This is a genomic window from Streptomyces sp. NPDC046379, from assembly GCF_055587785.1.
Genome location: NZ_JBVJFP010000001.1, coordinates 59,428 through 84,692 on the forward strand (window position 1 = coordinate 59,428; position 25,265 = coordinate 84,692).

Consider the following 25,265-nt stretch of genomic DNA (forward strand, 5'->3'; position numbering starts at 1 on the left):
CGATCTTGGGTGCAACGACGTCGGCCGGTCGCCGTGACCCGGTGGCGGCCCCCTGTTCGACCGGTGCCGGTACTGTTCGGCGAATGAGCTCGCTGAATCTCGACGACTTCACCGATCTGATCGAGCGCCCCGACGCCGGGGTGCGCCGTGACGCCGAGGCGCACCGGGAGAGCCGGAACGTGCCCCCCGGCGCGCTGGGCCGGCTCGACGAACTGGGTGAGTGGCTGGCCTCGGCGCAGGGCGCGGCGCCGGTCAGGCCGGTCGAACGGCCTCGCGTGGTGCTCTTCGCCGGTGATCACGGCGTCGCCGGGCTGGGCGTCTCGGCGCGCCCCGCGGGCAGCGCGGCCGAGCTGGTGCGCGAGGTCCTGGAGGGCGGCCGTCCGGTGGCGGTGCTCGCGCGGCGGCTGGAGGTGCCGCTGCGGGTGGTGGACATGGCGCTGGACTGCGATCCGTCGACGCTGCCCGAGGACGTCGTACGGCACCGGGTGCGGCGCGGCAGCGGCCGGATCGACGTCGAGGACGCGCTCACCCCCGAGGAGGCCGAGGCGGCGTTCCGGGCCGGGGTCGCGGTGGCCGACGAGGAGGCCGACGCGGGCACGGACCTGGTCGTGCTCGGGGACGTCAGCGTGGGCGGCACGACGGCGGCGGGCGTGCTGATCGCGGCGCTGTGCGGGACCGACGCGTCGGTGGTGACCGGGCGGGGCGGGCAGGCGATCGACGACCTGGCGTGGATGCGCAAGTGCGCGGCGATCCGGGACGCGCTGCGGCGGGCCCGGCCGGTGCTCGGCGACCAGCTGGCGCTGCTGGCGGCGGTGGGCGGCGCGGACCTCGCGGCGACGACCGGGTTCCTGCTGCAGAGCGCGGTGCGCAAGACGCCGGTGATCCTGGACGGCGTGGTGTCGGCGGCGTGCGCGCTGGTGGCCCAGCGGGTCGCCTTCCGCGCGCCCGACTGGTGGCTGGCGGGCCACGACAGCGGCGAGCCGGGCCAGGCCAAGGCGCTGGACCGGATGGCCCTGGAGCCGCTGCTGGACCACGGCGTCCGCGTGGGCGAGGGCCTGGGCGCCCTGCTGTCCCTGCCCCTGGTCCGGTCGGCGGCGGCACTGGCGGCGGAGCTGCCGGAGAAAAGGCAGCCGGAGAAGGCGGAGCCGGAGGGGCCGGAGGAGCCGCAGTCGCCGGAGGAGCACGGGTCGCCGGAGCAGCCGGGCCGGGCGGAGGCAGCGGGCGGGCAGGCGCCGGCTCAGGGCGCGCAGGCACAGGAGCGGGCGAGCCGCCCGGAGTCCGTCTAGGCGTCGTCGGGGCGGCCCCCCAGCCAGTCCTGGAGCCGGCGGCGGGGCCCCGCCCAGCGGCGGTCGTGGCGCCGCGCCCGACGCTGGGCGCGCGCCCTCGCCCGCGGGCGGCGGGCGTAGAGCCGCCTGTCCCACGGCGACCCGGGCCGCGCCAGCCGGATCGCCCCGATGAGCGCGACGAGCGGCACGATCACCCCGAAGACCGCCGTCCGGGCCTTGCCCTTGCTCAGCGCGAGCAGCGAGAAAAAGAAGTTCACGGCGACGGTCGACACGACCGACCCCCGGCTCTGCAGCTCGTCCTCGTCGAGGTCGTCCACCCCGAAGGGCGCGAACCCGACGAGGAGCAGCCCCACCAGGGCCGCCGTGAGCACCACGGCCTCGACGCTCTTGCGGCCGGCCTCGGTCCAGTAGACGTCGTCCAGATGCAGGATCAGCGCGAACTCGTCCAGCACCAGCCCCGCGCCCGCGCCGAAGACGACCGCCGCCAGCGCGGAGCCGAACCCGTGCTGCCCGCCCGCCACCGCGCCGAAGCCGCCCGCCAGGGTGAGGACGACGCCGGGGACGACGTGGTGAATGTGCAGTCCGCCCGGTGTGACGTCGCGGAATGGGCCCTTCCCCGCGCGGATCATCCGGGTGATCAGGCGGGTGACCAGGAAGGTGACGACGAAGGCCGACAGGGCGAGCAGCAGGGGCAGCTTGCCGGGTTCGACGATGTTGCGCTCGAGCCAGGTCCCCATATGACCCAGTCTGGGCCGATCCGCCGCGAGGTGCGCCCCGACGGTCGCATAAGGTGCCCGCCATGTCCATGATCTCGCGGATGCCGCCGCTGCACGGTCTCCGGTTCGCGTTCGGCACGCTCACCGTGCTGCCGGTGCGGGTCGACCGCTGGGACCGCACGGCCGCCCGGGGCGGGATGCTCTGCGCGCCGCTGGCCGGGCTGGTCGTCGGAGGCGTGGCCGCCGGGGCCGGGCTCCTGCTGCTGTTCCTCGGCGCGGGCCCACTGCTCGCCGCCGTCGCCACGGTCGCCGTGCCCGCCGCGCTGACCCGGGGCCTGCACCTGGACGGGCTGGCCGACACGGCCGACGGGCTGGGCAGCGGCAGGCCCGCCGAGGACGCGCTGCGGATCATGAAGCAGTCGGACATCGGCCCGTTCGGCGTGATCACGCTGGTCCTGGTCCTGGCCGCCCAGACGGCGGCCCTGTGCGAGCTGTACGGCGGCTCCTGGGGCGCGGGCGCGTACGCCGCCGCCGTCTCCGCCGTCGCCGCCCGGACGGCGCTGACCCTGGCCGCCCGCGAGGGCGTGCCGGCCGCCCGGCCCGAGGGTCTGGGGGCGGCCGTGGCCGGGGTCGTCCCGGTGCGCGCCGCCCTGGGCGTCGCCCTCGCGGTGACCGTCGCCGCCGCGGCGTGCGGGGCGCCGTCCGGGCCGTACGGCGTGCTGCGCGCCGTCCTCGCCCTCGCCGCCGCGGCCGGCGCGGCCGAACTGCTGCTGCGGCACTGCACCCGCCGCTTCGGCGGGGTGACCGGCGACGTCTTCGGCGGTCTGGCCGAGACGGCCGCGACCACCGCGCTCGTCGTGCTGACCCTCGGCTGACCCGACGGACGCTCCACCGGGGGCTGCGGAGGGTGCGGGACGGTCGCCGGCGGTCGTCGCCCGCGGAAAATGACCACGACGCCACTCGCAGGTGAACGCCCGGGCGAACGATCGCGCGGGCACCCGGCGTAGGCTCGTGCCCGGGTCTTTCGCCTGTCCGGGCGAAGCCCGCTCCGCCCGAGGAACCTCAAGTCGGCTGTCGGGCCCGGCCGACCCACCCCCTCGGCCAACGAAACTTCACATCGGAAGCGAGAATTCACCACCGTGACTGCTCTCACTCTCAGCACCGCCGCGGCGCCCGGCCTGCGGGCCGACGCGATCGTGATCGGTGTCGCCAAGGGCGACAGGGGCCCGGTCGTCGCACCGGGCGCCGAGTCCGTGACCCAGGCCTACGACGGCGGGCTCGCCGGCGTCCTGGAGACCCTCGGTGCCTCCGGGGCCGAGGGCGAGGTGACGAAGCTCCCGGCGCCGGCCGGCTTCAAGGCGCCGCTCGTGGTGGCGGTGGGCCTGGGCGCACTGCCCGAGCAGGACGCCCCGTTCGGCGCCGAAGCCCTGCGCCGCGCCGCCGGCGTGGCCGCCCGCACCCTGGTCGGCGCCAAGAAGGCCGCGTTCGCACTGCCCGTCGAGGACGCCGCCGCCGTCGGCGCGATCGGCGAGGGCGCGCTGCTCGGCGCGTACTCGTTCGACGCGTACAAGGACACCGCCTCGGCCGGCAAGGACAAGAAGAACCGCAAGGCCCCGCTGGGCGAGGCCGTCGTCCTCGGCGCCAAGCCCCGCGACAAGGCCCACAAGGCCGCCGTCGAGCGCGCCACCGCCGTGTCCGAGGAGCTGAACCGCGCCCGCGACCTCGTCAACACCCCGCCGAACGACCTCAACCCGGAGGCCTTCGCCGCCGTCGCCCAGGCCGCGGCCAAGGAGCACGGCGTCAAGGTGCAGGTGCTCGACGAGAAGGCCCTCACCAAGGGCGGCTACGGCGGCATCCTCGGCGTCGGCTCCGGCTCCGCGTCGGCCCCGCGCCTGGTCAAGCTGTCGTACACCTCGTCCAAGGCGAAGAAGCACCTCGCCCTCGTCGGCAAGGGCATCACCTACGACTCGGGCGGCATCTCGCTCAAGCCGGCCGGGCACAACGAGACGATGAAGTGCGACATGAGCGGCGCCGCCGCCGTGTTCGCCGCCGTCATCGCCGCCGCGCGGCTCGGCCTGGAGGTCAACGTCACCGGCTGGCTGGCGCTGGCCGAGAACATGCCCTCCGGTTCCGCCACCCGCCCCGGCGACGTGCTGCGCATGTACAGCGGCAAGACCGTGGAGGTGCTCAACACCGACGCCGAGGGCCGGCTGGTCCTCGCCGACGCGCTGTGGGCGGCCTCCGAGGAGAAGCCGGACGCCATCGTGGACGTCGCCACGCTCACCGGCGCGATGATGCTGGCGCTGGGCAACCGGACGTTCGGCGTGATGGCCAACGACGACGCGTTCCGCACCGCGGTGTTCGAGGCCGCCGAGGAGGTCGGGGAGCCGGCGTGGCCGATGCCGCTGCCGGAGCACCTGCGCAAGGGCATGGACTCCGCGGTCGCCGACATCGCCAACATGGGCGAGCGGATGGGCGGCGGGCTGGTCGCCGGGCTGTTCCTGCGGGAGTTCGTGGGCGAGGGGATCACCTGGGCGCACCTGGACATCGCGGGGCCCGCGTTCAACGAGGGCGGTCCGTTCGGGTACACCCCGAAGGGTGGTACGGGCACCGCGGTACGGACGCTGGTGCGGCTGGCGGAGCTCACGGCGGCGGGCGACCTGGGGTGAGGTCCGCCCGCTGAGTCCGGCCCTTCCTCCCGCCCGGCGGGCGCGGCGACCCGTCCTCGCCCGCGCCCGCCCGGCGCGGGCCGCGCACCGGCACGGCCCGCGCCGGGCGGGCGGAACGTGGGACGTCTCACACACCGGCCCCGCGTCTCCTCCGGGGGCGACAAGTGCGAAGATGGGGCCCGGCAGGACAGGGCCCCACCGAAGGGCCGAAGAACGAGCGGCCGGACACCAGCCGCCTGCCGGTCAGCGAAGACCGGCGTACGGCGCACATGCATGGAGGACGTGACGTGGCGAACGACGCCAGCACCGTTTTCGACCTAGTGATCCTCGGCGGTGGCAGCGGTGGTTACGCCGCGGCCCTGCGCGGGGCGCAGCTGGGTCTGGACGTCGCCCTGATCGAGAAGGACAAGGTCGGCGGCACCTGCCTGCACCGGGGTTGCATCCCCACCAAGGCCCTGCTGCACGCGGGCGAGATCGCCGACCAGGCCCGCGAGAGCGAGCAGTTCGGCGTCAAGGCCACGTTCGAGGGCATCGACGTACCGGCCGTCCACAAGTACAAGGACGACGTGGTCGCGGGCCTGTACAAGGGCCTGCAGGGGCTCATCGCCTCCCGCAAGGTGACGTACATCGAGGGCGCGGGCCGGCTCTCCTCCCCCACCTCGGTGGACGTCAACGGACAGCGCATCCAGGGCCGCCACGTGCTCCTGGCGACCGGCTCCGTGCCGAAGTCGCTGCCGGGCCTGGAGATCGACGGCAACCGCATCATCTCCTCGGACCACGCCCTCGTCCTGGACCGTGTGCCGAAGTCCGCCATCATCCTCGGCGGCGGCGTCATCGGCGTCGAGTTCGCCTCCGCCTGGAAGTCCTTCGGCGCGGACGTGACCATCATCGAGGGGATGAAGCACCTCGTCCCGGCCGAGGACGAGAACAGCTCCAAGCTGCTGGAGCGGGCGTTCCGCAAGCGCGGGATCAAGTTCAACCTCGGCACCTTCTTCCAGAAGGCCGAGTACACGGCCGACGGGGTCAAGGTCACCCTCGCCGACGGCAAGGAGTTCGAGGCCGAGATCCTCCTCGTCGCCGTCGGCCGCGGCCCGGTCTCGCAGGGCCTGGGCTACGAGGAGGCCGGGGTCGCCATGGACCGCGGTCACGTCCTCGTCGACGAGTACATGCGCACCAACGTCCCGACCATCTCCGCGGTCGGCGACCTGGTGCCCACGCTCCAGCTCGCGCACGTCGGCTTCGCCGAGGGCATCCTGGTGGCGGAGCGGCTGGCCGGTCTGAAGGTCGTCCCCATCGACTACGACGGCGTGCCCCGGGTGACGTACTGCCACCCCGAGGTCGCCTCCGTCGGCATCTCCGAGGCCAAGGCCAAGGAGATCTACGGCGCGGACAAGGTCGTCGCCCTGAAGTACAACCTGGCGGGCAACGGCAAGAGCAAGATCCTGAAGACCGCGGGCGAGATCAAGCTCGTCCAGGTCAAGGACGGTGCGGTGGTCGGCGTCCACATGGTCGGCGACCGCATGGGCGAGCAGGTCGGCGAGGCCCAGCTGATCTACAACTGGGAGGCGCTGCCGTCCGAGGTCGCCCAGCTGGTCCACGCCCACCCGACGCAGAACGAGGCGCTCGGCGAGGCGCACCTGGCGCTGGCCGGAAAGCCGCTGCACGCGCACGACTGACGCCCTCGGTCACAAGCGACGACCCAGACTTCCGCAATTCGTTAGGAGCAACCGAAACCATGGCGGTTTCCGTAACCCTTCCGGCGCTCGGCGAGAGCGTCACCGAGGGCACCGTCACCCGCTGGCTGAAGGCCGAGGGTGAGCGCGTCGAGGCCGACGAGCCCCTGCTCGAGGTCTCGACCGACAAGGTCGACACCGAGATCCCCGCGCCGGCCTCCGGTGTCCTCGCCTCCATCAAGGTCGCCGAGGACGAGACGGTCGAGGTCGGCGCCGAGCTGGCCGTGATCGACGACGGCACCGGCGCCCCCGCCGCGGCCCCGGCTCCGGCCGCCGAGGAGGTCGCCCCGCCGGCCCCCGAGCCCGCCCCGGCCGCCCAGCCGTCCACCGAGCAGTCCGCCCCGGCCCCGGCGCCCACCGCCGAGGCCGCCTCCGGCGGCGGTTCCGCCGAGGGCACGGACGTCGTCCTGCCCGCGCTCGGCGAGTCCGTCACCGAGGGCACCGTCACCCGCTGGCTGAAGTCGGTCGGCGACAGCGTCGAGGCCGACGAGCCGCTGCTCGAGGTCTCCACCGACAAGGTCGACACCGAGATCCCCGCCCCCGCCTCCGGCGTGCTGCTGGAGATCACGGTCGGCGAGGACGAGACCGCCGAGGTCGGCGCCAAGCTGGCCGTCATCGGCGCTCCGGGCGCGGCCCCGGCCGCCGCTCCGGCGCCCGCCGCCCCCGAGGCCCCGGCCCCGGAGGCTCCCGCCGCCCCGGAGGCACCCGCCGCCCCGGCCCCCGCCCCGGAGGCTCCCGCCGCTCCGGCTCCGGCCCCCGCCGCTGCCGCACCGGCTCCCGCGCCCGCCGCCCCCGCGGCTCCGGCGCAGCCCGCCGCCCCGGCTCCGGCTCCGGCCGCCCCCGCTCCGGTCGCCCCGGCCGCTCCGGCGCCCGCCGCCGCGCAGCCGACCGACGAGGGCGCCTACGTCACCCCGCTGGTGCGCAAGCTCGCCGCCGAGAACGGCGTCGACCTGGGCTCCGTCAAGGGCACCGGCGTCGGCGGCCGGATCCGCAAGCAGGACGTCCTGGCCGCCGCGGAGGCCGCCAAGGCCGCCGCCGCTGCCCCGGCGCCCGCCCCCGCCGCCGCGCCGTCCGCCGCGAAGCAGGCCCCCGTCCTGGAGGCCTCTCCGCTGCGCGGCCAGACCGTCAAGATGCCGCGCATCCGCAAGGTCATCGGCGACAACATGGTCAAGGCGCTCACGGAGCAGGCCCAGCTGTCGACGGTCGTCGAGGTCGACGTCACCCGTCTGATGGCGCTGCGCAACCGGGCCAAGGACGCGTTCGCGGCCCGTGAGGGCGTCAAGCTCTCCCCGATGCCGTTCTTCGTCAAGGCGGCGGCCCAGGCCCTGAAGGCCCACCCGGTCGTCAACGCGAAGATCAACGAGGCCGACGGCACGATCACCTACTTCGACACCGAGAACATCGGTATCGCGGTGGACTCCGAGAAGGGCCTGATGACCCCGGTCATCAAGAACGCCGGCGACCTCAACCTGGCCGGCATCGCCAAGGCCACGGCGGAGCTGGCGGGCAAGGTCCGGGCGAACAAGATCACCCCGGACGAGCTGTCCGGCGGGACCTTCACCATCTCCAACACCGGTTCGCGCGGCGCGCTGTTCGACACCATCATCGTGCCGCCGGGCCAGGTCGCCATCCTCGGCATCGGCGCCACGGTCAAGCGCCCGGCCGTCGTCGAGACGGCGGAGGGCACGGCGATCGGCGTCCGCGACATGACGTACCTGACCCTGTCCTACGACCACCGCCTGGTGGACGGCGCCGACGCGGCCCGTTACCTGACGGCGGTCAAGGCGATCCTGGAGGCCGGCGAGTTCGAGGTCGAGCTCGGCCTGTAATCCCGCTCCGCACGCACGCATCGGTGCCCCCGCCCGGAACGCTCCGGGCGGGGGCACCGGCGTCTGGGGCGGGGCCGCGGCGCCGCGGAGCACGGCCGGAGGCGGAGGCGGGACCGCGGGGCACGGCCGGCCGCGGCCACCGGCCCGGCCCCGGTGCCGCGCGGCGCCACCGGCCGCCACCGGCCGCACACCGGAGGTGTAAGTCTCGTCTCACCTGCGCGAAAGCCCCCTCAAGCGCCTCTCCAGCAGCCCTGGACGGCCGTATTGTCTAAGCCAACGCCTCCCGCTAAGGAGCCCTCATGACCGCGCCCGTCGTCCACTCGCTGCGCGAGCAGATCCGCGAGCACATCCTCGAGGGGATCATCAGCGGACGCTGGCAGCCGGGCGAGCGGATCGTGGAGCGGCGGATCGCCACCGAGCTGGAGGTCAGCCAGACGCCGGTGCGGGAGGCGCTGCGCGAGCTGGAGTCGCTGCGGCTGATCGAGTCCGCGCCGAACAAGGGCGTGCGGGTGCGCAATCTGACGGCCGCCGACCTGGAGGAGTCGTACCCCGTCCGGGCCGGCCTGGAGGCGATCGCGGCGGAGCTGGCGGCGGAGCGGCTGGCCCGGGACTGCTCGGCGCTGGAGCCGCACGTCGCGGCGCTGTACGAGGCCGACAGCAGGGCCGACGGCACGGCGCAGGTGCGGCACACGGTGGGCTTCCACCGCGAGATGGTGCGGGCCGCGGGCAACTCCGTGCTGCTGCACACCTGGGAAGGGCTCGGAATCGAGGTGTTCACGGCGCTGTCGATACGGTGGCTCGGCACCGTGCAGCAGTCGTACGCCGAGGAGCACGAGGAACTGGTGCAGGCGTTCCGGCGGCGGGACCCGCGGATCGCGGAGTTGGTGAAGGCCCACGTGCTGGGCTGCGCGCCGCGTCACGAGAGCTGAGCGCGGGTTCGCTCAGACGTCGTCCGACCTGCGAAAACCTTTCGAAATGCGGCACGCCGTGCCCGCGGCCGAGGCACCGCGTGCCGACTTTCTCGATTTCGAGAGATTTTCCGGCTCCACCCTTTGATCGATCATCGATCAGGGGGTTACAGTCGCCGACGGGCTTCCACAGGAGCCCCGACGCCCTGTCCTGCCAAAGACCAAGGGCACCCCCGAACCCTTACCGATGAGGGAACCCCCTTCGACTGAGGAAGGCGGCGACATGACCGACCCCAACGCCATCCAGCCGAGCGCGCTCGACCAGCTTCCCGACCGCGACCCCGAGGAGACCGCCGAGTGGCGGGCCTCCCTGGACGCCGTCGCCCAGGCGGCCGGGCCGCACCGTGCCGCGTACCTGATGCGCCGCACGCTGGAGCGCGCCGAGGGCGCCGGCATCGCGCTGCCGAAGCTCCTCGAGACCGACTACGTCAACACCATCCCCACCGCCGCCGAGCCCGCGATGCCCGGCGACCCGGAGATGGAGGCCAGGATCACCGCCTGGAACCGCTGGAACGCGGCGGCCATGGTGACCCGCGGCAGCAAATACGGCGTCGGCGGCCACATCGCCACCTTCGCCTCGGCCGCCTGGCTGTACGAGACCGGCTTCAACCACTTCTTCAAGGGCAAGGAGGCCGACGGTTCGGGCGACCAGCTCTACATCCAGGGCCACGCCTCCCCCGGCATCTACGCCCGCGCCTTCCTCGACGGCCGGCTGAACGAGACGCACCTCGACAACTTCCGCCGCGAGTCCGGCGGCAACGGCATCCCCTCGTACCCGCACCCGCGCCGGCTGCCCTGGCTGTGGGAGTTCCCGACGGTGTCGATGGGCCTCGGCCCGCTCTCCGCGATCTACCAGGCGCGGTTCAACCGCTACCTGACCAACCGCGGCGTCAAGGACGTCTCCGCCTCGCACGTCTGGGCCTTCCTCGGCGACGGCGAGATGGACGAGCCGGAGTCGACGGCGGCCCTCGCGCTCGCCGCCCGTGAGGAGCTGGACAACCTCACCTTCGTCATCAACTGCAACCTCCAGCGCCTCGACGGTCCGGTCCGCGCCAACTTCAAGATCGTGCAGGAGCTGGAGGCCCAGTTCCGCGGCGCCGGCTGGAACGTGATCAAGACGCTGTGGGGCTCCGCCTGGGACGAGCTGTTCCGGCTGGACACCACGGGCGCGCTGGTACGCCGGCTGCGCCAGGTGCCGGACGCGCAGGTGCAGACGTACCAGACCCGCGACGCCGCCTACATCCGCCAGGACTTCTTCGGCGCCGATCCCGCGCTCGCCGAGATGGCGAAGCTGCTGAGCGACGACAAGATCCTCGACTGCTTCCACTTCTCGCGCGGCGGTCACGAGCCGCGCAAGGTGTACGCCGCGTACAAGGCCGCCGTCGAGCACAAGGGCGCGCCGACCGTGATCCTGGCCCAGACGGTCAAGGGCCACACGCTCGGCGAGGGCTTCGCGTCGAAGAACGCCAACCACCAGATGAAGAAGCTGTCGGTGGACGAGTTCAAGGCGATGCGCGACCGCCTCGGCCTGCCGATCAAGGACAGCGACTTCGTCGACGGCGTGGTGCCCTACGGCCACCCCGGCGCGGACTCCCCCGAGGTGCGCTACCTCCAGGAGCGGCGCGCGGCGCTCGGCGGCCCGGCCCCGGCCCGCCGGGTCCACCCGGTCGCGCCGCTGCCGGCCCCGGCCGAGAAGGCGTTCGCCTCCTTCGACAAGGGCTCCGGCTCGCAGAACGTGGCGACGACGATGGCGTTCGTCCGGCTGATCAAGGACCTGGTCCGCGACAAGGAGACCGGCAGGCGCTGGGTGCCGATCGTCCCCGACGAGGCGCGCACGTTCGGCATGGAGTCGCTGTTCCCGTCGCTGGGCATCTACTCGCCCAAGGGCCAGACGTACGAGCCGGTCGACCGCGACCAGCTGATGTACTACAAGGAGGCCAAGAACGGCCAGATCCTCAACGAGGGGATCACCGAGGCCGGTTCGATGGCCGACTTCATCGCCGCGTCGACGTCGTACGCGACGCACGGCGAGCCGATGATCCCGTTCTACATCTTCTACTCGATGTTCGGCTGGCAGCGCACGGCCGACCAGATGTGGCAGCTCGGCGACCAGCTCGGCCGCGGCTTCCTCATCGGCGCGACGGCGGGCCGCACGACGCTGACGGGCGAGGGCCTGCAGCACGCGGACGGTCACTCGCCGGTGATCGCGGCGACGAACCCGGCCGCGCTGACGTACGACCCGGCGTTCGCGTACGAGGTCGCGGCGATCGTCAAGGAGGGTCTGCGCCGGATGTACGGCGAGGCCGCGCCGGGCGAGGACCAGGACGTCTTCTACTACCTGACCGTCTACAACGAGCCGCTGCCGCAGCCCGCGAAGCCGGCCGTCGCCGGGATCGACGAGGGCATCGTCAAGGGCCTGTACCGCTTCAACACGGCGGAGTCGGCGGGCCTGAGCCCGGCGGCGAACGCCCCGCGGATCCAGCTGCTCGGTTCGGGCACGGCGATCCACTGGGCGCTGAAGGCGCAGCGGATGCTGTCCGAGGAGTGGGGCGTGGCCGCCGACGTGTGGTCCGCGACGTCCTGGGGCGAGCTGCGGCGCGACGCTCTGGAGGCCGACGCGGCGCTGCTGCGCGGCGAGGAGCGGGTGCCGTACGTGCGCCGGGCGCTGCAGGGCGCGCAGGGGCCGGTGCTGGCCGTCTCCGACTACATGCGGCAGGTGCCGGACCAGATCGCGCAGTGGGTCGAGCAGGACTACACGTCGCTGGGCGCGGACGGCTTCGGCCTGTCGGACACGCGCGACGCCGCGCGCCGGCACTTCGGGGTCGACGCGGAGTCGATCGTCGTCGCGGCGCTGGCGCAGCTGGCGCGGCGCGGCGAGGTGAAGGCGACGGCGGTGAAGGAGGCGCGCGAGCGCTACGGGCTGTAGGTCCGGGGTTCGTGTTCCGAGGGGGGTCCGCCGGGCGGGCCCCCCTCGTTCGTGTGCTCTTCGGGGGCGGGTCGTGGGGCAGCGGGGCGCATGCGTTCGGCTGCGGGTTGTGAGGGCCGGTCGCGCAGTTCCCCGCGCCCCTTGGGGGGCGTCGGCCGGGCGCCGGGCGAGGCGGGGCATGATGAGGGGGTGCGGGCTGCTCGGCTGATCAGGATGGTGCTGTTGTTGCAGGCTCGGCACGCCATGACCGCCGGGGAGCTGGCGCGGGAGCTGGAGGTGTCCGAGCGGACCGTCGCGCGGGACGCGCAGGCGCTGTCGGAGGCCGGGGTGCCGGTGTACGCCGATCGGGGGCGGGGCGGGGGCTACCGGCTCGTCGGGGGGTACCGGACGGGGCTCACGGGGCTGCACCGGGGGGAGGCCGAGGCGCTGTTCCTGTCGGGCGTGCCGGGGGCGCTGCGGGAGATGGGGCTGGAGGACGCGGCCTCGGCGGCGCGGCTGAAGGTGTCGGCGGCGCTGACGCCCTCGCTGCGGGACGCGCCGCGGGCGGCGGCCCAGCGGTTCCACCTGGACGCGCCCGCCTGGTTCGCCGAGCCTCGCACGCCCGAGCTGCTGCCCGCCGTCGCCGAAGCCGTCTGGGACGACCGGTGCGTCACCGCCCGCTACCGGCGCGGGGACGGCGAGGTCGAGCGGACCCTGGAGCCGTACGGACTCGTGCTCAAGGCGGGGGTCTGGTACCTGTGCGCGCGGGTCGCGGGCGAGGGGCCGTTCCGGGTGTACCGGATCGAGCGGTTCGCCTCGGCGGAGCCCCTGGGGGAACGGTTCGCACGCGACGCGGACTTCGACCTGCCCGGCTTCTGGGACGCTCAGGCGGAACGGTTCGCGCGTTCCCTCCTGCGCGCCCGGGTCGTCGTACGGCTCACCGCCGACGGCGTGCGCAGGCTGCCGTACGCCGTCGAACCGGTCGCCGCGCGGGACGCCCTCGGGAGCGCCGGGGAGCCGGACGGCCAGGGCCGGGTGACCGTGACGCTGGGCGTCGAGTCGGAGGACGTCGCCCACACCCAGCTCACCGCGCTCGGGCCGGAGGCGGAGGTGCTGGCGCCGGAGTCGCTGCGCCGGCGGTTCGCGGCGGACGCGCGGCGGCTCGCGCGGTTGTACGGCGCATAACGATCCGCCCCACTCCGCGTGCGGGGGCCCCGCCGAGGCAGGATGCTGGACCCGTGATGGACGAGACGGAGTTCTGGGAACTGGTCGACAGCACGCGCGAGGCCGCCGGGGGCGACCCCGAGGAACAGGCCGACCTGCTCGTGGAACGGCTGCTGCGGCTCGACCCGGATCAGGTGCTGGACTTCGCCCGTCACTTCGAGGCGCGCTACAACCGCGCCTACACCTGGGACCTGTGGGGCGCCGCCTGGGTGCTGCTGGACGGGGCCAGCGACGACGCCTTCGACTTCTTCCGCTGCTGGCTGATCGGCCAGGGACGCGAGGTGTACGAGGGCGCGGTGCACGACCCGGACGCGCTCGCCGACCTGCTGGACGACTTCGACGAGGAGATCGACGGCGACGGCGAGGACCTGGGCTACGCGGCCGACGAGGCCTACGAGCAGCTCACCGGCACCGTCGCCCCCGACCTCGGCATCCCGCCCGCCGCGGCGGAGCCGGAGGGCACGCCGGTCGACTTCGAGGACAGGGCGCGGCTGGCCGAGCGCTTCCCGCGGCTGTGGGCCCGCTTCAAGGAGTGAGGCCCGCCGCGCGGATCACGCCGTGGCCCGGCGCCGGCCGCTGTCCGACGGGACGTACGCCTGTGCGGTGCCGGCCCTGTGGGTCGCCGTGGGGGCCCGGGGGCCCGTGCCGCGGACCTGTGGGTCTCAGCTGCGGCCCTGGAGCCGGGCCGCCAGTTCCCGGATCTCCGGCAGGCGGGCGGCCAGGGCGGCGCCGGGGCAGTTGGTCATGTAGCCGTCGCTGTGGCCGGCCACGGCGGGCAGGGCGACGGCGGTGCCGGCCGCGAACCGGCTGTGGCTGTTGCTGGAGACCAGCCGGACCGGGACGCGCGGGTCGGTGCCCGACAGGCCCAGCTTCCAGGCGGCCAGCGCCGCGATGGCGTCGGTCATCGCCTTCGGCACCTCGGCTCCCTCGGTGAAGGTGCCGAGGGCGGCGACGCCGGCCGTGCGGTGGTTGAAGCCCTGGGTGTGGGCGCCGGTGACGGCCCGGTCGGTGCCGCCCGCCCGGCCCTCGTAGACGGTGCCGCAGCGGTCGACGAGGAAGTTGTAGCCGATGTCGTCCCAGTCCCGAGCGCCCGTCTGGCCCGCGTACAGGTGGTGGATGATGCGGGGCGCGTCCGCGCAGTCGTAGCCGTTGGGCGAGTCGGTGTGGTGGACGAAGACGGCGACGACCCGGTCGTCGTAGCGCGGCGGCGGCTGCCGGCCGGGGGGCGGGCCGCCCTGGCTCAGCCAGACCGAGCGCGGCAGGATGCGCGGCCTGGGAGCCGTGTGCCGCGGGGCGGGCTCGGCGGTGAGCGCGCGGGTCGCGGCGCGGTGGGTGACCGTGCGGTCGACGCCGTGCGCGCACAGCGCCAGCACGGCGACCGCGGCGAGCCCGGGCAGGGCGCACAGCAGCGGGACGGCGGCGCTCGGTATGCGCACGGGGCGCCGCCGCGCCCGGGACCGACCGCTGGAGCGGCGGGGAAAGGCACACATGGTCCCACTGTCGACCGGATGTGCTCCGTCCGCGACGTGTGCTGTGCCAGCCGGTGGAACCGTCGTCCCGCTCGCTCCACGGCGTCTTCTCCGGTAAGCGCGTGTCGCCGGTTGCGCACCGGTTGCGGCTTCGCCGTTCGGGCGAGGGAGGCCGAGGCATGCGCGTTCCGGCTCCGGCGTGCGGACGCGGCGGCAGGGCGCGCGTTGCCGGTCGTCGGCTCCGGCGTGCGGACGCGGGTGAAGCAGGCGCATTCCGGTTGCGGCTCGGCGTGCGGACGCGGCGGGAGTGCGCGCGTTGCCGTTCGTCGGCTCCGGCGTGCGGACGCGGGTGGAGGACGCAATTCCGCCGGTCGCGCGCCGGCTCCCGCTCGGCGCGCGGGCACGGCTGATCTCCGGCCCCTCCGGCGCGTACTCCCGCGTACCTGGGGCACGCGAACGCGTACCGACGGGTCGGACAGAAAGGCGGCTCAGTGGACGTGCTCGACATCCTGCTGGTGCCGGCGATCGTGCTGTACGCCGTTTCCGGCTACCGGCGAGGGCTGGTGGCCGGCTGCGTCTCGCTCGCCGGGTTCGTGGGCGGCGCGCTCGTCGGCGTGTGGCTGCTGCCGTGGACCACGGAGCTGGTGGCGGCGCCGGGCTCGACGGCGGCGGCGGTGACCGCGGTGCTCACGGTGCTGCTCGCGGCGGCGCTGGGGCACGCACTGGCGGGACGCCTCGTACCCCGCCTGCGCCATGAGAAGGCCCCGGGGCCGCTGCGGGTCGTCGGCGGGGTGGGCGGAGCGCTCTCGAACGCGGTGGCCGTGCTGCTGGTGGCGTGGGTGGCGGCGAGCGTGCTGGGCGCGTCGTCGTCGCCGCTGACCTCGGCCGTCCGGGACTCGCGGGTGCTGGGGGCGGTGCGGGGCACGATGCCCGACACCACCCCGGCGTGGTTCGCGCGGGCGACGGCGGCGCTGACGGAGGCGGGCTTTCCGCAGGGGTTCGACCCGTTCGAGGGCCGGTCGGCGGCCGAGGTGGCCAGGCCCTCCGGGGACAGCGTCACGGCGAGCGCGACGGCCGCCGCGCAGCGCAGCACGGTGAGGGTCGAGGGTGTGGCGGGCGACCAGGGGCGCGAGGGCAGCGGGTTCGTGTACGCGCGGGAGCGGGTGCTGACCAACGCCCATGTGGTGGCGGGCATCGACGCGCCGAGCGTGCGGGTGGGCGGGGTCGGGCCGTCGTACGAGGCGCGGGTGGTGCTCTTCGACCCGGACCGGGACGTGGCGGTGCTGTACGTGCCCGGACTGCGCGCCCCGGCGCTGAGCTTCGACGACGGGGCCGGGCACGGCGACGCGGCCGTGGTGGCCGGTTATCCGCGGGGCGGCGGCCTCGACCTCCGCGCGGCGACGGTGGCGGGCCGGGTGCGGGCGACCGGCCAGAACATCTACCGCGACGCGTCGGTCACGCGGGAGATCTGCTCGATCCGCTCCACCGTCCGCCCCGGCAACTCCGGCGGCCCGCTGCTGACCACGCAGGGGCGGGTGTTCGGCGTGGTGTTCGCCCGCTCCACCTCCGACGCGGAGACCGGGTACGTCCTGACGGCCGCCGAGGTCGCCGCCGACGCCGAGCGCGCGGCGGACGCGACGGCGCCCGTGGACACGGGCGAACTGGTGACCACGTGACCGCTGCTCCCCCGACCGCCGCCCCCATGGCCGCTTCCCCCGCACGCCGCCGCCTCCGACGCCGAAACGGGCACCGCCTCCCGACGGCGGCCGAGATCACCGCCGGCCCCCGGCGGGCGACGGACACGAGGACGCCCGTGGACACGGGCGAACCCGCGAGCGACGACCTGACCGCCTCCCCCGCGTCCCGCCGCGCACCGGGACAATGACAGGCATGCAACCTTCCCGAATCGTGGTGGCCGGCGCGTCCGGTCTCATCGGCGGCGCGTTGGCACGGTCCCTGACGGCGGACGGGCACGAGGTGGTGCGCCTGGTGCGCCGGGAGCCGAGAGCGGCGGACGAGGTCCGCTGGGACCCGGAGGGCGAGGGCCTGGACCCGGCCGGCCTCGCCGGGTGCGAGGCGGTGGTGAACCTGGCCGGGGCCGGGGTGGGCGACCGCCGCTGGACCGACGCGTACAAGGCGCGGATCCGCGACAGCCGGGTGCGGGGTACGGCGGCCCTGGCGGGGGCGATCGCCGCGCTGCCGTCGGGGGAACGGCCGCGGGTCTTCGTGTGCGGCAGCGCCGTCGGCTACTACGGGGACACCGGGGACCGTCGGGTCGACGAGGACGCGGGGCCGGGGACGGGGTTCCTGCCGGAGGTGTGCGTGGCGTGGGAGTCCGCCGCGGCGCCGGCCCGTGAGGCGGGGGTGCGGACGGTGTTCGCCCGGACCGGGCTGGTGGTGGCGCGCGAGGGCGGGGCGTGGGGGCGGCTGTTCCCGCTGTTCCGGGCGGGGCTCGGCGGGCGGCTCGGGGACGGGCGGCAGTACTGGCCGTTCATCTCGCTGCACGACGAGGTGGCCGCGCTCCGCCATCTCCTGGACCGCGACGACCTGTCGGGGCCGTTCAACCTCACCGCCCCGCAGCCGCTGACGAACCGTGAGATCACGGCGGCGATGGCGAGGGTACTGCGCCGGCCGGCCCTGTTCACCGTCCCGGCGCCGGTGCTGCGGGCCGTGCTGGGCGAGATGTCCGGCGATGTGCTGGGCAGTCAGCGGGTGCTGCCGCGGCGGCTGCTGGAGTCGGGGTTCGTCTTCGCGTTCCCGGGCATCGAGGAGGCGATCCGGGCGGCGTGAGGCGCTCGGCCCACGCCGCCCGCGCCGCCGTCCTTCCGCCCGCCTCCCGACCGCGCGAGCATCGGCGATCGTATGCGACCGCTGTGCGACCGTTCCCTGCCGACGTGCGACCTCCCGCGACCGCATACCGCCCTAACCTCGAAACGAACTCGGGTATTTCTGGAGCCGGTTGAGGGCATGACGTCTGCACCGGCCGCGCAACCTCGAGGAGGGGCACGTGCTTGAGCCCGCGTTTCAGGCGGACGTCGTCGTCGTGGGAGCCGGGGTCGCCGGACTCGCCGCGGCGCATCGGCTGACGAGTGCAGGAGTCACGACCACGGTGCTGGAGGCCGCGCCCTGTCCGGGCGGGCGGATGGCGACGGAGAAGGTGGACGGCTTCCGGCTCGACCGCATCGGACACCTCCTGTTCACGTCGTATCCCGAACTGGGCCTGACGCCGGGTCTGGACGCGCTCGCCTTACGGCCGTTCGAGCCGGGCGTCCTGGTGCACGCCGACGGCAGCCGCCGGCTCGCGGGGGTGCCGAGCCCGAGGGCAGGCGGCGGCCGCGGGGCCGGTGCCCGCGGGGTCGGCGCACGAGAGGTCGGCGCACGCGGTGGTAGCGCGAGGGGCGCACTGTACGCAGTACGCGCCCTTGCGAGCGCCCCCAGACCGCCCCGCACGGGAACCGCACCGCTGGGCGGCCCGCTGGACCAGGCCCGGCTCGGCGCGGCGCTGGCCCGGCTGGCCGGGACGCCCGTCCCCCGGCTCCTGTCCCGCCCGGAGCTGCCCGCCGGGCGGTCCCTCGTCACGCGCGGGCTGCCCGCCCGTACGGTGGACGGCTTTCTGCGCCCGCTGCTCGCCGCGCTGCTCGGCGACCCGGAACTGACCACCTCCAGCCGCTGCGCCGACCTCGCGCTGCGGGCGTACGCGGCGGGGCGGATGTGCCTGCCGGAGGGCGGGGCCGAGGCGGTGCCCGAGTTGCTGGCGCGGGCGCTGCCGCCGGGCACGGTGCACACGGGGGTGCGGGTGACGTCGGTGTCGACGACGTCGGTGGCCACGGCGGAGCACGGGGAGTTCCGGTGCCGTGCGGTGCTGCTGGCGACGGACGCGCGGGCCGCCGCCGAGCTGCTGCCGGGGCTGCGGGTGCCCGACTTCCACCCGGTGACAGTGGTCCACCACGCCACGGACGAACCGCCGGCCACGGGCGCGTCGCTGCTGCTGGACGCCGACCGGGGCGGGCCGGTGGCGCACACGGCGGTGATCAGCGCGGTGGACCCGACGCGCGCGCCGGCGGGCCGGGCGCTGGTGTCGTCGACGGTCCTGGGCGCCGCGCCGCCGGACCTGGACACGACGGTACGGACGCATCTGGCGCGGCTGTACGGCACGTCGACCGCACGCTGGGAGACGCTCGCCGTCCACCACTCCCCCGAGGCGGTCCCCGCGATGCGCCCGCCCCACGACCTGCGCCGCCCGGTGCGTCTGATGGCGGGCCTCTACGTCTGCGGCGACCACCGCTCCACCAGCACCCTCCAGGGCGCCCTCCACTCGGCCCACCGCGCCGCGCGAGCCGTCCTGACGGACCTGGGCGCGTCGGGCTCCCTCCACCTGGCGGACCCGGCACCGAGGGCACGGGCGGCCTGACCGCCGCCCGTCGGCCCGGACGGGCCGACGGGCGGCGGCCCGTCCGGGCCAGCCGGACACCGCGGGCCCCCTGCCGACCCACCCGGCCGGATGCCCCCGCACCGGCCGGACGTCCACGGGCCAGGCCCGGCCACACACCACGGCCCCCGCCCTGCCGACCCGCACCCGGCCGGATGCCACCGCACCGGCCGGGCCGCCGGATCGCCGCCCGCACCGGCCGGACGTCCACGGGCCAGACCCGGCCACACACCACGGCCCCCGCCCTGCCGACGCACCCGACCGCATCCGCACGGACCGGCACAGCCCCGGCATCCGCCGACCGAAGCCCGCCGGCCCGCACCTGCCCTGCCCACCGGACCACCTGGCCACCAGCCACCAGCCACCAGCCACCAGCCACCAGCCGACCCTCGCCCTCCCCGGCCCCCGCGCCCCGCCCCGCCCCGCCAAGGGCACCCCGCCCCTCACCCCAACGCGGCCACCTTCTCCCGGTACATCCGCACCGGCGCCGCGTCCTTGTACGGCTCCAGCCTGCGCTCGAAGTCCCTGACGTACTCCACCGCCCGCACGGACCGCATCTCCGACGCCTGGGCCGCCGCCTCGGCCGCGAGGCGGCAGGCCTGTTCGAGTTCACCGAGACCCAGGCGGGCGGTGGCCAGGACGACGCGGCAGAACAGGCGGCTGCGGGCGTACGCGGGCGCGCGCAGTTGCAGGGAGCGCTCGGCGTGCTGTGCGGCGGCGCGGAACTGCTGCAGGTCCCGGTGGCAGTGGCCGAACTCGTCGGCGAGTTGCGCCTCGTCGAAGAAGCGGGCCCAGTGCGGCACCTCGTCGCCGGGCCGGGCCGCGGCCAGCGCGCGCTCGGCGCGGGCCAGGCTCGCGGTGCACGCCCGCACCTCGCCGAGCACCCCGTGCGCCCGGGCCTCCGCGGCGTGCAGCAGCGCCAGCACCGCGGGGGGCGCGGCGCCGCCGATGCCCTGCTGGGCGACGCGGGCGAGCTGCACCGCCTCCCGGCCGTGCCCGAGGTAGACGGCCTGCCGGCTCATGGTGACCAGCACGTACGCGCCGTACGCCCGGTCGCCGGCCGCCTGGGAGAGCCGCAGCGCCTGGACGAAGTACCGCTGCGCGAGGCCGTGCGCGGCGATGTCGTACGACGTCCAGCCGGCGAGCCGGGTGAGGTCGGCCGCGGCGGCGAACAGGCGCCGGCCGGTCTGCTCGCCGTAGACGCCGCGCAGCATCGGCTCGCACTCGTGTTCCAGATAGCGCACCAGGGCCTGGCGGGCGTGGCCGCCGCCGTAGGCGTCGTCCAGGCTGCGGAACAGCTCGCCGACCGAGCGCAGCGCGGCGAGGTCCCCGGCGGTGACCCGCTGGGCGGCGGAGTGGTCGGCCCGGCCCCGCGGGACGCCGGGCACGAGCGGCGCCGGGGGCCGGGGCGCGCCCGGACGCCCCTGCGCCGGCACCCGTGCGGTCGGCTCGCCGCGCGCGACCCTCTCGTCGGCCCGCCCGATCAGCCAGTCCCGGCTCGGCACCACCAGCCCGGCGGGCGTGAACGCGATCTTGCGCAGCTCGGCGTGGCTGCCCGAGTCCTTGCGCCACAGCCCGCTGACGATGTCCACGGCCTCCTCGGGCCCGGCCGCGAACTCCAGCCCCGCGTACACGGGCGCGCAGGCGTCGAGGCCCAGGTCCTGCGCCGTGAGGCGGCGCCCCAGCCGCCGGGTGAACACCTCGGCGATCAGCGCGGGCGTGGCCCCTCTCGGCTGCTGACCGCGCAGCCACCGGGTGACCGAGGTCTTGTCGTATCTGAGATCGAGTCCGTGCTCCAGGCCCAGCTGGTCGACACGACGAGCCAGACCCGCGTTGGAGAATCCCGCCTCCGCGATGAGCGCGGCGAGCCGGCGGTTGGGAGTGCGCTGCGCGGGTCGTTCCGTCATCTGCGGTGCGATCTCCTGCCTGCGGTCACCCGGCGGCGGACCGCCCGGATCCCGGATTGCCTGTGAGCAGCCCTGATGGCCTCGTGAACGGCGCGAATGTAGCGGAGAGTGAGCGTCCGATCGCACATTTCGACGTGCATTCATCCGATCGTGTGAGGATTGGCCCCGGGGCTGACGCACAGTGCGCAGTCGTACAGTGGCGTAGGCGCCTTTCGCGCCTGACGACCGAGGGAGGCGCTTGCCGTGAGTGAGTTGCGGTTCGTCCGGATGGGATTCGGCGCGGACGCCGTGGAGTACCGGGAGGCGTGGGACGAGCAGCGCCGGGTGCACGCGGCCCGGTTCGCCGACGAGATCCCCGACACCGTCCTGCTGCTGGAACACCCGCCGGTCTACACCGCCGGCCGCCGCACCGCGGACAGCGAGCGCCCCCTGGACGGCACCCCGGTCGTGGACGTCGACCGCGGCGGCAGGATCACCTGGCACGGCCCCGGCCAGCTCGTCGGCTACCCGATCCAGAAGCTGCCCCGCCCGGTGGACGTGGTGGCGCACGTACGGCGTCTGGAGGAGGCCCTGATCCGCGCCTGCGCGGAGTTCGGTCTGGAGACCACCCGGGTGGAGGGCCGCAGCGGCGTCTGGGTCCTCGGCGACCCGGTCGAGCGGCGCCCCGCGCTCGGGGGCCTCTCCCTCGACTTCGACCCCCGCCTCCAGGACGAGGAGTTCGACCCCCGGCTCAACGGCCCCGAGTACGCGCCCTCCAACGCCGGCCAGCGCCGCGAGGACCGCAAGATCGCGGCGATCGGCATCCGGGTCGCCAAGGGCGTCACCATGCACGGCTTCGCGCTGAACGTGAACCCGGACAACGCGTGGTTCGACCGCATCATCCCGTGCGGCATCCGCGACGCGGGCGTCACCTCGCTGGCGAACGAACTCGGCCGCGACGTGACCGTCCACGAGGTGCTGCCGGTCGTCGAGCGGCACCTGCGGGACGTCCTGGAGAACGCGGACCTCAAGCCGCGGCGGATCGAGCCCGCGACCGCCTGAGCCCGCCGCCCGCGGCCGCCCCGGAATGCATCCCCGCATCCCGCGGTTGGCCTGACGGAAAGGCCCGTCGAACACGGGCGTACCCTGGTGTACGCCGAAGAATCGAAGCACAGGGAGCCGATGTGTCCGCAGTCGCACCCGACGGACGCAAGATGCTGCGCCTGGAGGTCCGCAACAGCCAGACCCCCATCGAGCGCAAGCCCGCGTGGATCAAGACCCGGGCGAAAATGGGCCCCGAGTACACCAAGATGCAGAACCTCGTCAAAAGCGAGGGCCTGCACACGGTCTGCCAGGAAGCCGGCTGTCCCAACATCTACGAGTGCTGGGAGGACCGCGAGGCGACCTTCCTCATCGGCGGCGACCAGTGCACCCGGCGCTGCGACTTCTGCCAGATCGACACCGGCAGGCCCGAGGCGCTCGACCGCGACGAGCCCCGCCGCGTCGGCGAGTCCGTGGTCACCATGGACCTGAACTACGCCACCATCACCGGCGTCGCCCGCGACGACCTGGAGGACGGCGGCGCGTGGCTGTACGCCGAGACCGTGCGCCAGATCCACCGGCAGACGGCGGGCCGCGAGGCCGGCCGCACCAAGGTCGAGCTGCTCGCCCCCGACTTCAACGCCGTCCCGGAGCTGCTGCGGGAGGTCTTCGAGTCCCGCCCCGAGGTCTTCGCGCACAACGTCGAGACGGTCCCGCGCATCTTCAAGCGCATCCGCCCCGGCTTCCGCTACGACCGCTCCCTGAAGGTGATCACCGAGGCCCGCGACTTCGGCCTGGTCACCAAGTCGAACCTGATCCTCGGCATGGGCGAGACCCGCGAGGAGGTCAGCGACGCGCTCCGGCAGTTGCACGACGCCGGCTGCGAGCTGATCACCATCACCCAGTACCTGCGCCCCTCCGTGCGCCACCACCCGGTGGAGCGCTGGGTGAAGCCGCAGGAGTTCGTGGAGCTGAAGGAGGAGGCCGAGCAGCTCGGCTTCTCCGGTGTGATGTCCGGCCCGCTGGTGCGCTCCTCGTACCGCGCCGGACGGCTGTACCGGATGGCCGTGGAGAAGCGGGGCGCGTTCGTCGCCACCCAGGCGGTCTGACGGCGGCGGCCTGACGAGCCGTCACTTCCCCGGCGCGCCACGGGCGGTTGAACGATCCGGGCACCCTGTGAATTCGCGCACAAGACGCTACCCACCAGTAGTGGCCGATACGACGCGGCCCCGACCGTCCTCGCAGCTGGGGACGCCGGTCGGGGCCGCGCCGCCGTTCACGGCCCCCGAATCGGGCCTTCATGCCCGTTTGACCGGTCGGTCACGTCCTGGTAACACCAACGAGTGACCCTTGACGCACACCACGTACCTCCGCACCCGGAGCCGTACCGAGGGGGGACCTCCACCATGCAGGCCGCACCCGTCCGCGCCACCGCCATCCCGTCCGTCACCGGCGCCCTGCGCGCCGTCGAGTCGCTGCTGCTCGCCGGCGGCCAGCGCACCGCCCGCCGCAACGCGTGGAACTCCGTGCTGGAGGACCGCCGCCGGGCCAAGGACCGGGTCGAGGCGCAGCGGATCCTGGAGCGGGCGGACGCCGCCCGGACACTGCCGTCGTAGGCGCTCCGGGGTACACGTAGACTTCATTGCATGGCGAGGAAGGAAACCGCAGCGGACGCTGCGAACCCCGGGCGACTGAAGCAGATCGCTCTGACCTACAAGATGACCCGCAAGGCCGACAAGAAGATCGGTCTTGTACTCGCGGCTGTCGGAATCGTCACCTTCGGTGTCTTCCTCGCGATCGGTTTCTTGATCGGGCACCCCATCTATCTCGGCATCCTGGGCCTGCTCGTCGCCTTCCTCGCGACGGCCATCGTCTTCGGGCGCCGGGCCGAGCGGGCGGCCTTCGGGCAGATGGAGGGCCAGCCGGGCGCCGCAGCGGCCGTGCTGGACAACATCGGCCGAGGCTGGACGACCACGCCCGCGGTGGCGATGAACCGCAACCAGGACGTGGTGCACCGGGCCGTCGGCAAGGCCGGCATCGTGCTGGTCGCCGAGGGGAACCCGAACCGGGTCAAGAGCCTGCTCGCGGCCGAGAAGAAGAAGATGAACCGCATCGTGGCGGACGTGCCGGTGCACGACCTGATCGTGGGCAAGGGCGAGGGCACGGTCGAGCTGACGAAGCTGCGCACGACCATGCTGAAGCTGCCGCGGGTGCTGACCGGCCCCCAGGTGACCGCGACCAACGACCGGCTGCGCGCGCTGGGCGACCTGATGAGCAACATGCCGCTGCCGAAGGGCCCGATGCCCAAGGGCATGCGGATGCCGCGGGGCGGACCACGGGCTCGCTGAGGCCGGCGACGAACAGCAACAGGAAAGGGCGCCCGCACCGGGCGCCCTTTCCTGTTTCCTGTTTTCCCGTTGCTGTTCCCGGTCTTTCTTCCTGCGCCTACATCCGGACTTCCACGGTGCCGGCGAGCCGGTCGTGCAGGCCGCGGCCGTCGCGGTCCCAGACGAGGGCGGGGATCGCCAGGCACAGCAGGGCGGTGCGCAGCAGGGCGCGGCCGGGGTGGACCATGCCGGTGGCGAGGGTGACCACGCGCAGTCCGAGGATCCGCTTACCCGGCGTGCAGCCGATGGTGCCGACGGTGAGGACGCTCATCACGAAGAAGATGAGCAGGGTCCAGTTGGAGGTGGCCTGACCGTAGCCGTCAGTGATGAGACCGTATGCGATCAAGAGGCACAGGCCCCAGTCCACGGCCAGTGCGGCGAGCCTGCGTCCCGGCCGGGCGATCGAGTTCGGCCCGTCCTCCGGGAGACCCAGTTGCTGACCGCGGTATCCGACGTCGGCACCGGCTTCCTCCATGGCCGCGCGGGGTCCGGAGAGCCATGATCCGATTGCTTGCCTCTTGTCCACCCGACCACGGTACTGCGGGCGAGTCCGCCCGAGGCACCCCGGGGTGCGCAAGCGTTACCGTGGAACGGGGCTGGTTAACTTCTGCGAAACAAATGGGTCACGCACGAGAAATGACGCGTCCCTAGGGTCGAGGCAGCGTGTGCCACCGCACTGGCAGCACGAACGAACTACCACCCCGGCAGGACGGTCGGGAGTAG

At 74.3% G+C, this 25,265-nt stretch carries 20 protein-coding genes; 16 read left to right on the top strand and 4 right to left on the bottom strand.

Features of this window, described 5'->3' with window-relative positions; genetic code table 11:
• Positions 1-83 precede the first annotated feature (83 nt).
• The gene (cobT, locus tag ACZ6KF_RS00275; RefSeq protein ID WP_469174232.1) at positions 84-1,286 is read left to right on the top strand and encodes a nicotinate-nucleotide--dimethylbenzimidazole phosphoribosyltransferase; all 1,203 of its coding nucleotides are present in this window, start codon (positions 84-86) and stop codon (positions 1,284-1,286) included.
• On the opposite strand, the gene ACZ6KF_RS00280 is transcribed toward cobT, so the two are convergent.
• Positions 1,283-2,023, bottom strand: a complete 741-nt coding sequence (locus ACZ6KF_RS00280) for a hypothetical protein (RefSeq protein ID WP_356631756.1) — start codon at positions 2,021-2,023, stop codon at positions 1,283-1,285. The genes cobT and ACZ6KF_RS00280 overlap by 4 nt on opposite strands.
• 62 nt (positions 2,024-2,085) lie before the next feature.
• On the opposite strand from ACZ6KF_RS00280, the gene ACZ6KF_RS00285 reads away from it, so the two are divergent.
• The 8 genes from ACZ6KF_RS00285 (at position 2,086) to ACZ6KF_RS00320 (ending at position 13,866) form a co-directional block, all read left to right on the top strand.
• Entirely contained in the window at positions 2,086-2,877 is a 792-nt protein-coding gene (locus ACZ6KF_RS00285; protein ID WP_356631758.1) for an adenosylcobinamide-GDP ribazoletransferase, read from the top strand.
• A gap of 264 nt (positions 2,878-3,141) precedes the next feature.
• The gene (locus ACZ6KF_RS00290; protein WP_469236530.1) at positions 3,142-4,671 is read left to right on the top strand and encodes a leucyl aminopeptidase; all 1,530 of its coding nucleotides are present in this window, start codon (positions 3,142-3,144) and stop codon (positions 4,669-4,671) included.
• Positions 4,672-4,958: 287 nt separating this feature from the next.
• Positions 4,959-6,347, top strand: a complete 1,389-nt coding sequence (gene lpdA, locus ACZ6KF_RS00295; protein WP_356631762.1) for a dihydrolipoyl dehydrogenase — start codon at positions 4,959-4,961, stop codon at positions 6,345-6,347.
• Positions 6,348-6,406: 59 nt separating this feature from the next.
• Positions 6,407-8,233, top strand: coding sequence for a 2-oxoglutarate dehydrogenase, E2 component, dihydrolipoamide succinyltransferase (gene sucB / locus ACZ6KF_RS00300; protein ID WP_469236532.1), 1,827 nt, complete (start codon positions 6,407-6,409; stop codon positions 8,231-8,233).
• A 299-nt stretch (positions 8,234-8,532) separates the two neighbouring features.
• Entirely contained in the window at positions 8,533-9,162 is a 630-nt protein-coding gene (locus ACZ6KF_RS00305) for a GntR family transcriptional regulator (protein ID WP_356631766.1), read from the top strand.
• 262 nt (positions 9,163-9,424) lie between these two features.
• Positions 9,425-12,127, top strand: coding sequence for a pyruvate dehydrogenase (acetyl-transferring), homodimeric type (aceE, locus tag ACZ6KF_RS00310; RefSeq protein ID WP_356631768.1), 2,703 nt, complete (start codon positions 9,425-9,427; stop codon positions 12,125-12,127).
• Positions 12,128-12,316: 189 nt separating this feature from the next.
• A complete protein-coding gene (locus tag ACZ6KF_RS00315) occupies positions 12,317-13,291 on the top strand; it encodes a helix-turn-helix transcriptional regulator (protein ID WP_469236534.1) in 975 nt (324 codons plus the stop codon).
• Between the two features lie 56 nt (positions 13,292-13,347).
• A complete protein-coding gene (locus ACZ6KF_RS00320; protein ID WP_469237186.1) occupies positions 13,348-13,866 on the top strand; it encodes a DUF4240 domain-containing protein in 519 nt (172 codons plus the stop codon).
• 126 nt (positions 13,867-13,992) lie between these two features.
• Here ACZ6KF_RS00320 and ACZ6KF_RS00325 read toward each other — a convergent pair whose 3' ends face one another.
• Positions 13,993-14,766 carry a peptidoglycan recognition protein family protein gene (locus ACZ6KF_RS00325; protein ID WP_356631772.1) on the bottom strand — a complete coding sequence of 258 codons (774 nt, stop codon included), beginning with the start codon at positions 14,764-14,766 and terminating at the stop codon, positions 13,993-13,995.
• Between the two features lie 524 nt (positions 14,767-15,290).
• On the opposite strand from ACZ6KF_RS00325, the gene ACZ6KF_RS00330 reads away from it, so the two are divergent.
• The 3 genes from ACZ6KF_RS00330 (at position 15,291) to ACZ6KF_RS00340 (ending at position 19,210) form a co-directional block, all read left to right on the top strand.
• Positions 15,291-16,475 carry a MarP family serine protease gene (locus ACZ6KF_RS00330; RefSeq protein ID WP_469236536.1) on the top strand — a complete coding sequence of 395 codons (1,185 nt, stop codon included), beginning with the start codon at positions 15,291-15,293 and terminating at the stop codon, positions 16,473-16,475.
• 214 nt (positions 16,476-16,689) lie between these two features.
• A complete protein-coding gene (locus ACZ6KF_RS00335; protein WP_356631776.1) occupies positions 16,690-17,589 on the top strand; it encodes a TIGR01777 family oxidoreductase in 900 nt (299 codons plus the stop codon).
• A 217-nt stretch (positions 17,590-17,806) separates the two neighbouring features.
• Positions 17,807-19,210 carry an NAD(P)/FAD-dependent oxidoreductase gene (locus ACZ6KF_RS00340; RefSeq protein ID WP_469174246.1) on the top strand — a complete coding sequence of 468 codons (1,404 nt, stop codon included), beginning with the start codon at positions 17,807-17,809 and terminating at the stop codon, positions 19,208-19,210.
• Between the two features lie 461 nt (positions 19,211-19,671).
• Here ACZ6KF_RS00340 and ACZ6KF_RS00345 read toward each other — a convergent pair whose 3' ends face one another.
• The gene (locus ACZ6KF_RS00345; protein WP_356631780.1) at positions 19,672-21,135 is read right to left on the bottom strand and encodes a regulator; all 1,464 of its coding nucleotides are present in this window, start codon (positions 21,133-21,135) and stop codon (positions 19,672-19,674) included.
• A 243-nt stretch (positions 21,136-21,378) separates the two neighbouring features.
• Here ACZ6KF_RS00345 and lipB point away from each other — a divergent pair, with 243 nt between their 5' ends.
• From lipB to ACZ6KF_RS00365, 4 genes are all read left to right on the top strand, one after another.
• The gene (gene lipB, locus ACZ6KF_RS00350; protein WP_356631782.1) at positions 21,379-22,176 is read left to right on the top strand and encodes a lipoyl(octanoyl) transferase LipB; all 798 of its coding nucleotides are present in this window, start codon (positions 21,379-21,381) and stop codon (positions 22,174-22,176) included.
• Between the two features lie 122 nt (positions 22,177-22,298).
• Complete coding sequence (lipA, locus tag ACZ6KF_RS00355; protein ID WP_469236538.1) at positions 22,299-23,264, top strand: lipoyl synthase; 966 nt, start codon at positions 22,299-22,301, stop codon at positions 23,262-23,264.
• A gap of 297 nt (positions 23,265-23,561) precedes the next feature.
• A complete protein-coding gene (locus ACZ6KF_RS00360) occupies positions 23,562-23,771 on the top strand; it encodes an SCO2195 family GlnR-regulated protein (RefSeq protein WP_356631786.1) in 210 nt (69 codons plus the stop codon).
• Between the two features lie 30 nt (positions 23,772-23,801).
• Positions 23,802-24,503: a DUF4191 domain-containing protein gene (locus ACZ6KF_RS00365; protein ID WP_356631788.1), complete on the top strand. Its 702-nt coding sequence runs from the start codon at positions 23,802-23,804 to the stop codon at positions 24,501-24,503.
• A gap of 97 nt (positions 24,504-24,600) precedes the next feature.
• Here the strand turns inward: ACZ6KF_RS00365 and ACZ6KF_RS00370 are convergent, their stop codons facing one another.
• Positions 24,601-25,068, bottom strand: coding sequence for an RDD family protein (locus ACZ6KF_RS00370; protein ID WP_356631790.1), 468 nt, complete (start codon positions 25,066-25,068; stop codon positions 24,601-24,603).
• Between the last annotated feature and the right edge of the window lie 197 nt (positions 25,069-25,265).

Excerpts from the sequence above, each read along its gene's own strand:
- ACZ6KF_RS00335 (WP_356631776.1), top strand. The coding sequence starts at position 16,690 with ATGCAACCTTCCCGAATCGTGGTGGCCGGCGCGTCCGGTCTCATCGGC.
- aceE (WP_356631768.1), top strand. The coding sequence starts at position 9,425 with ATGACCGACCCCAACGCCATCCAGCCGAGCGCGCTCGACCAGCTTCCC.
- ACZ6KF_RS00345 (WP_356631780.1), bottom strand. The coding sequence starts at position 21,135 with ATGACGGAACGACCCGCGCAGCGCACTCCCAACCGCCGGCTCGCCGCG.
- ACZ6KF_RS00365 (WP_356631788.1), top strand. The coding sequence starts at position 23,802 with ATGGCGAGGAAGGAAACCGCAGCGGACGCTGCGAACCCCGGGCGACTG.
- ACZ6KF_RS00280 (WP_356631756.1), bottom strand. The coding sequence starts at position 2,023 with ATGGGGACCTGGCTCGAGCGCAACATCGTCGAACCCGGCAAGCTGCCC.
- ACZ6KF_RS00305 (WP_356631766.1), top strand. The coding sequence starts at position 8,533 with ATGACCGCGCCCGTCGTCCACTCGCTGCGCGAGCAGATCCGCGAGCAC.
- ACZ6KF_RS00320 (WP_469237186.1), top strand. The coding sequence starts at position 13,348 with ATGGACGAGACGGAGTTCTGGGAACTGGTCGACAGCACGCGCGAGGCC.
- cobT (WP_469174232.1), top strand. The coding sequence starts at position 84 with ATGAGCTCGCTGAATCTCGACGACTTCACCGATCTGATCGAGCGCCCC.
- ACZ6KF_RS00360 (WP_356631786.1), top strand. The coding sequence starts at position 23,562 with ATGCAGGCCGCACCCGTCCGCGCCACCGCCATCCCGTCCGTCACCGGC.
- ACZ6KF_RS00285 (WP_356631758.1), top strand. The coding sequence starts at position 2,086 with ATGTCCATGATCTCGCGGATGCCGCCGCTGCACGGTCTCCGGTTCGCG.
- sucB (WP_469236532.1), top strand. The coding sequence starts at position 6,407 with ATGGCGGTTTCCGTAACCCTTCCGGCGCTCGGCGAGAGCGTCACCGAG.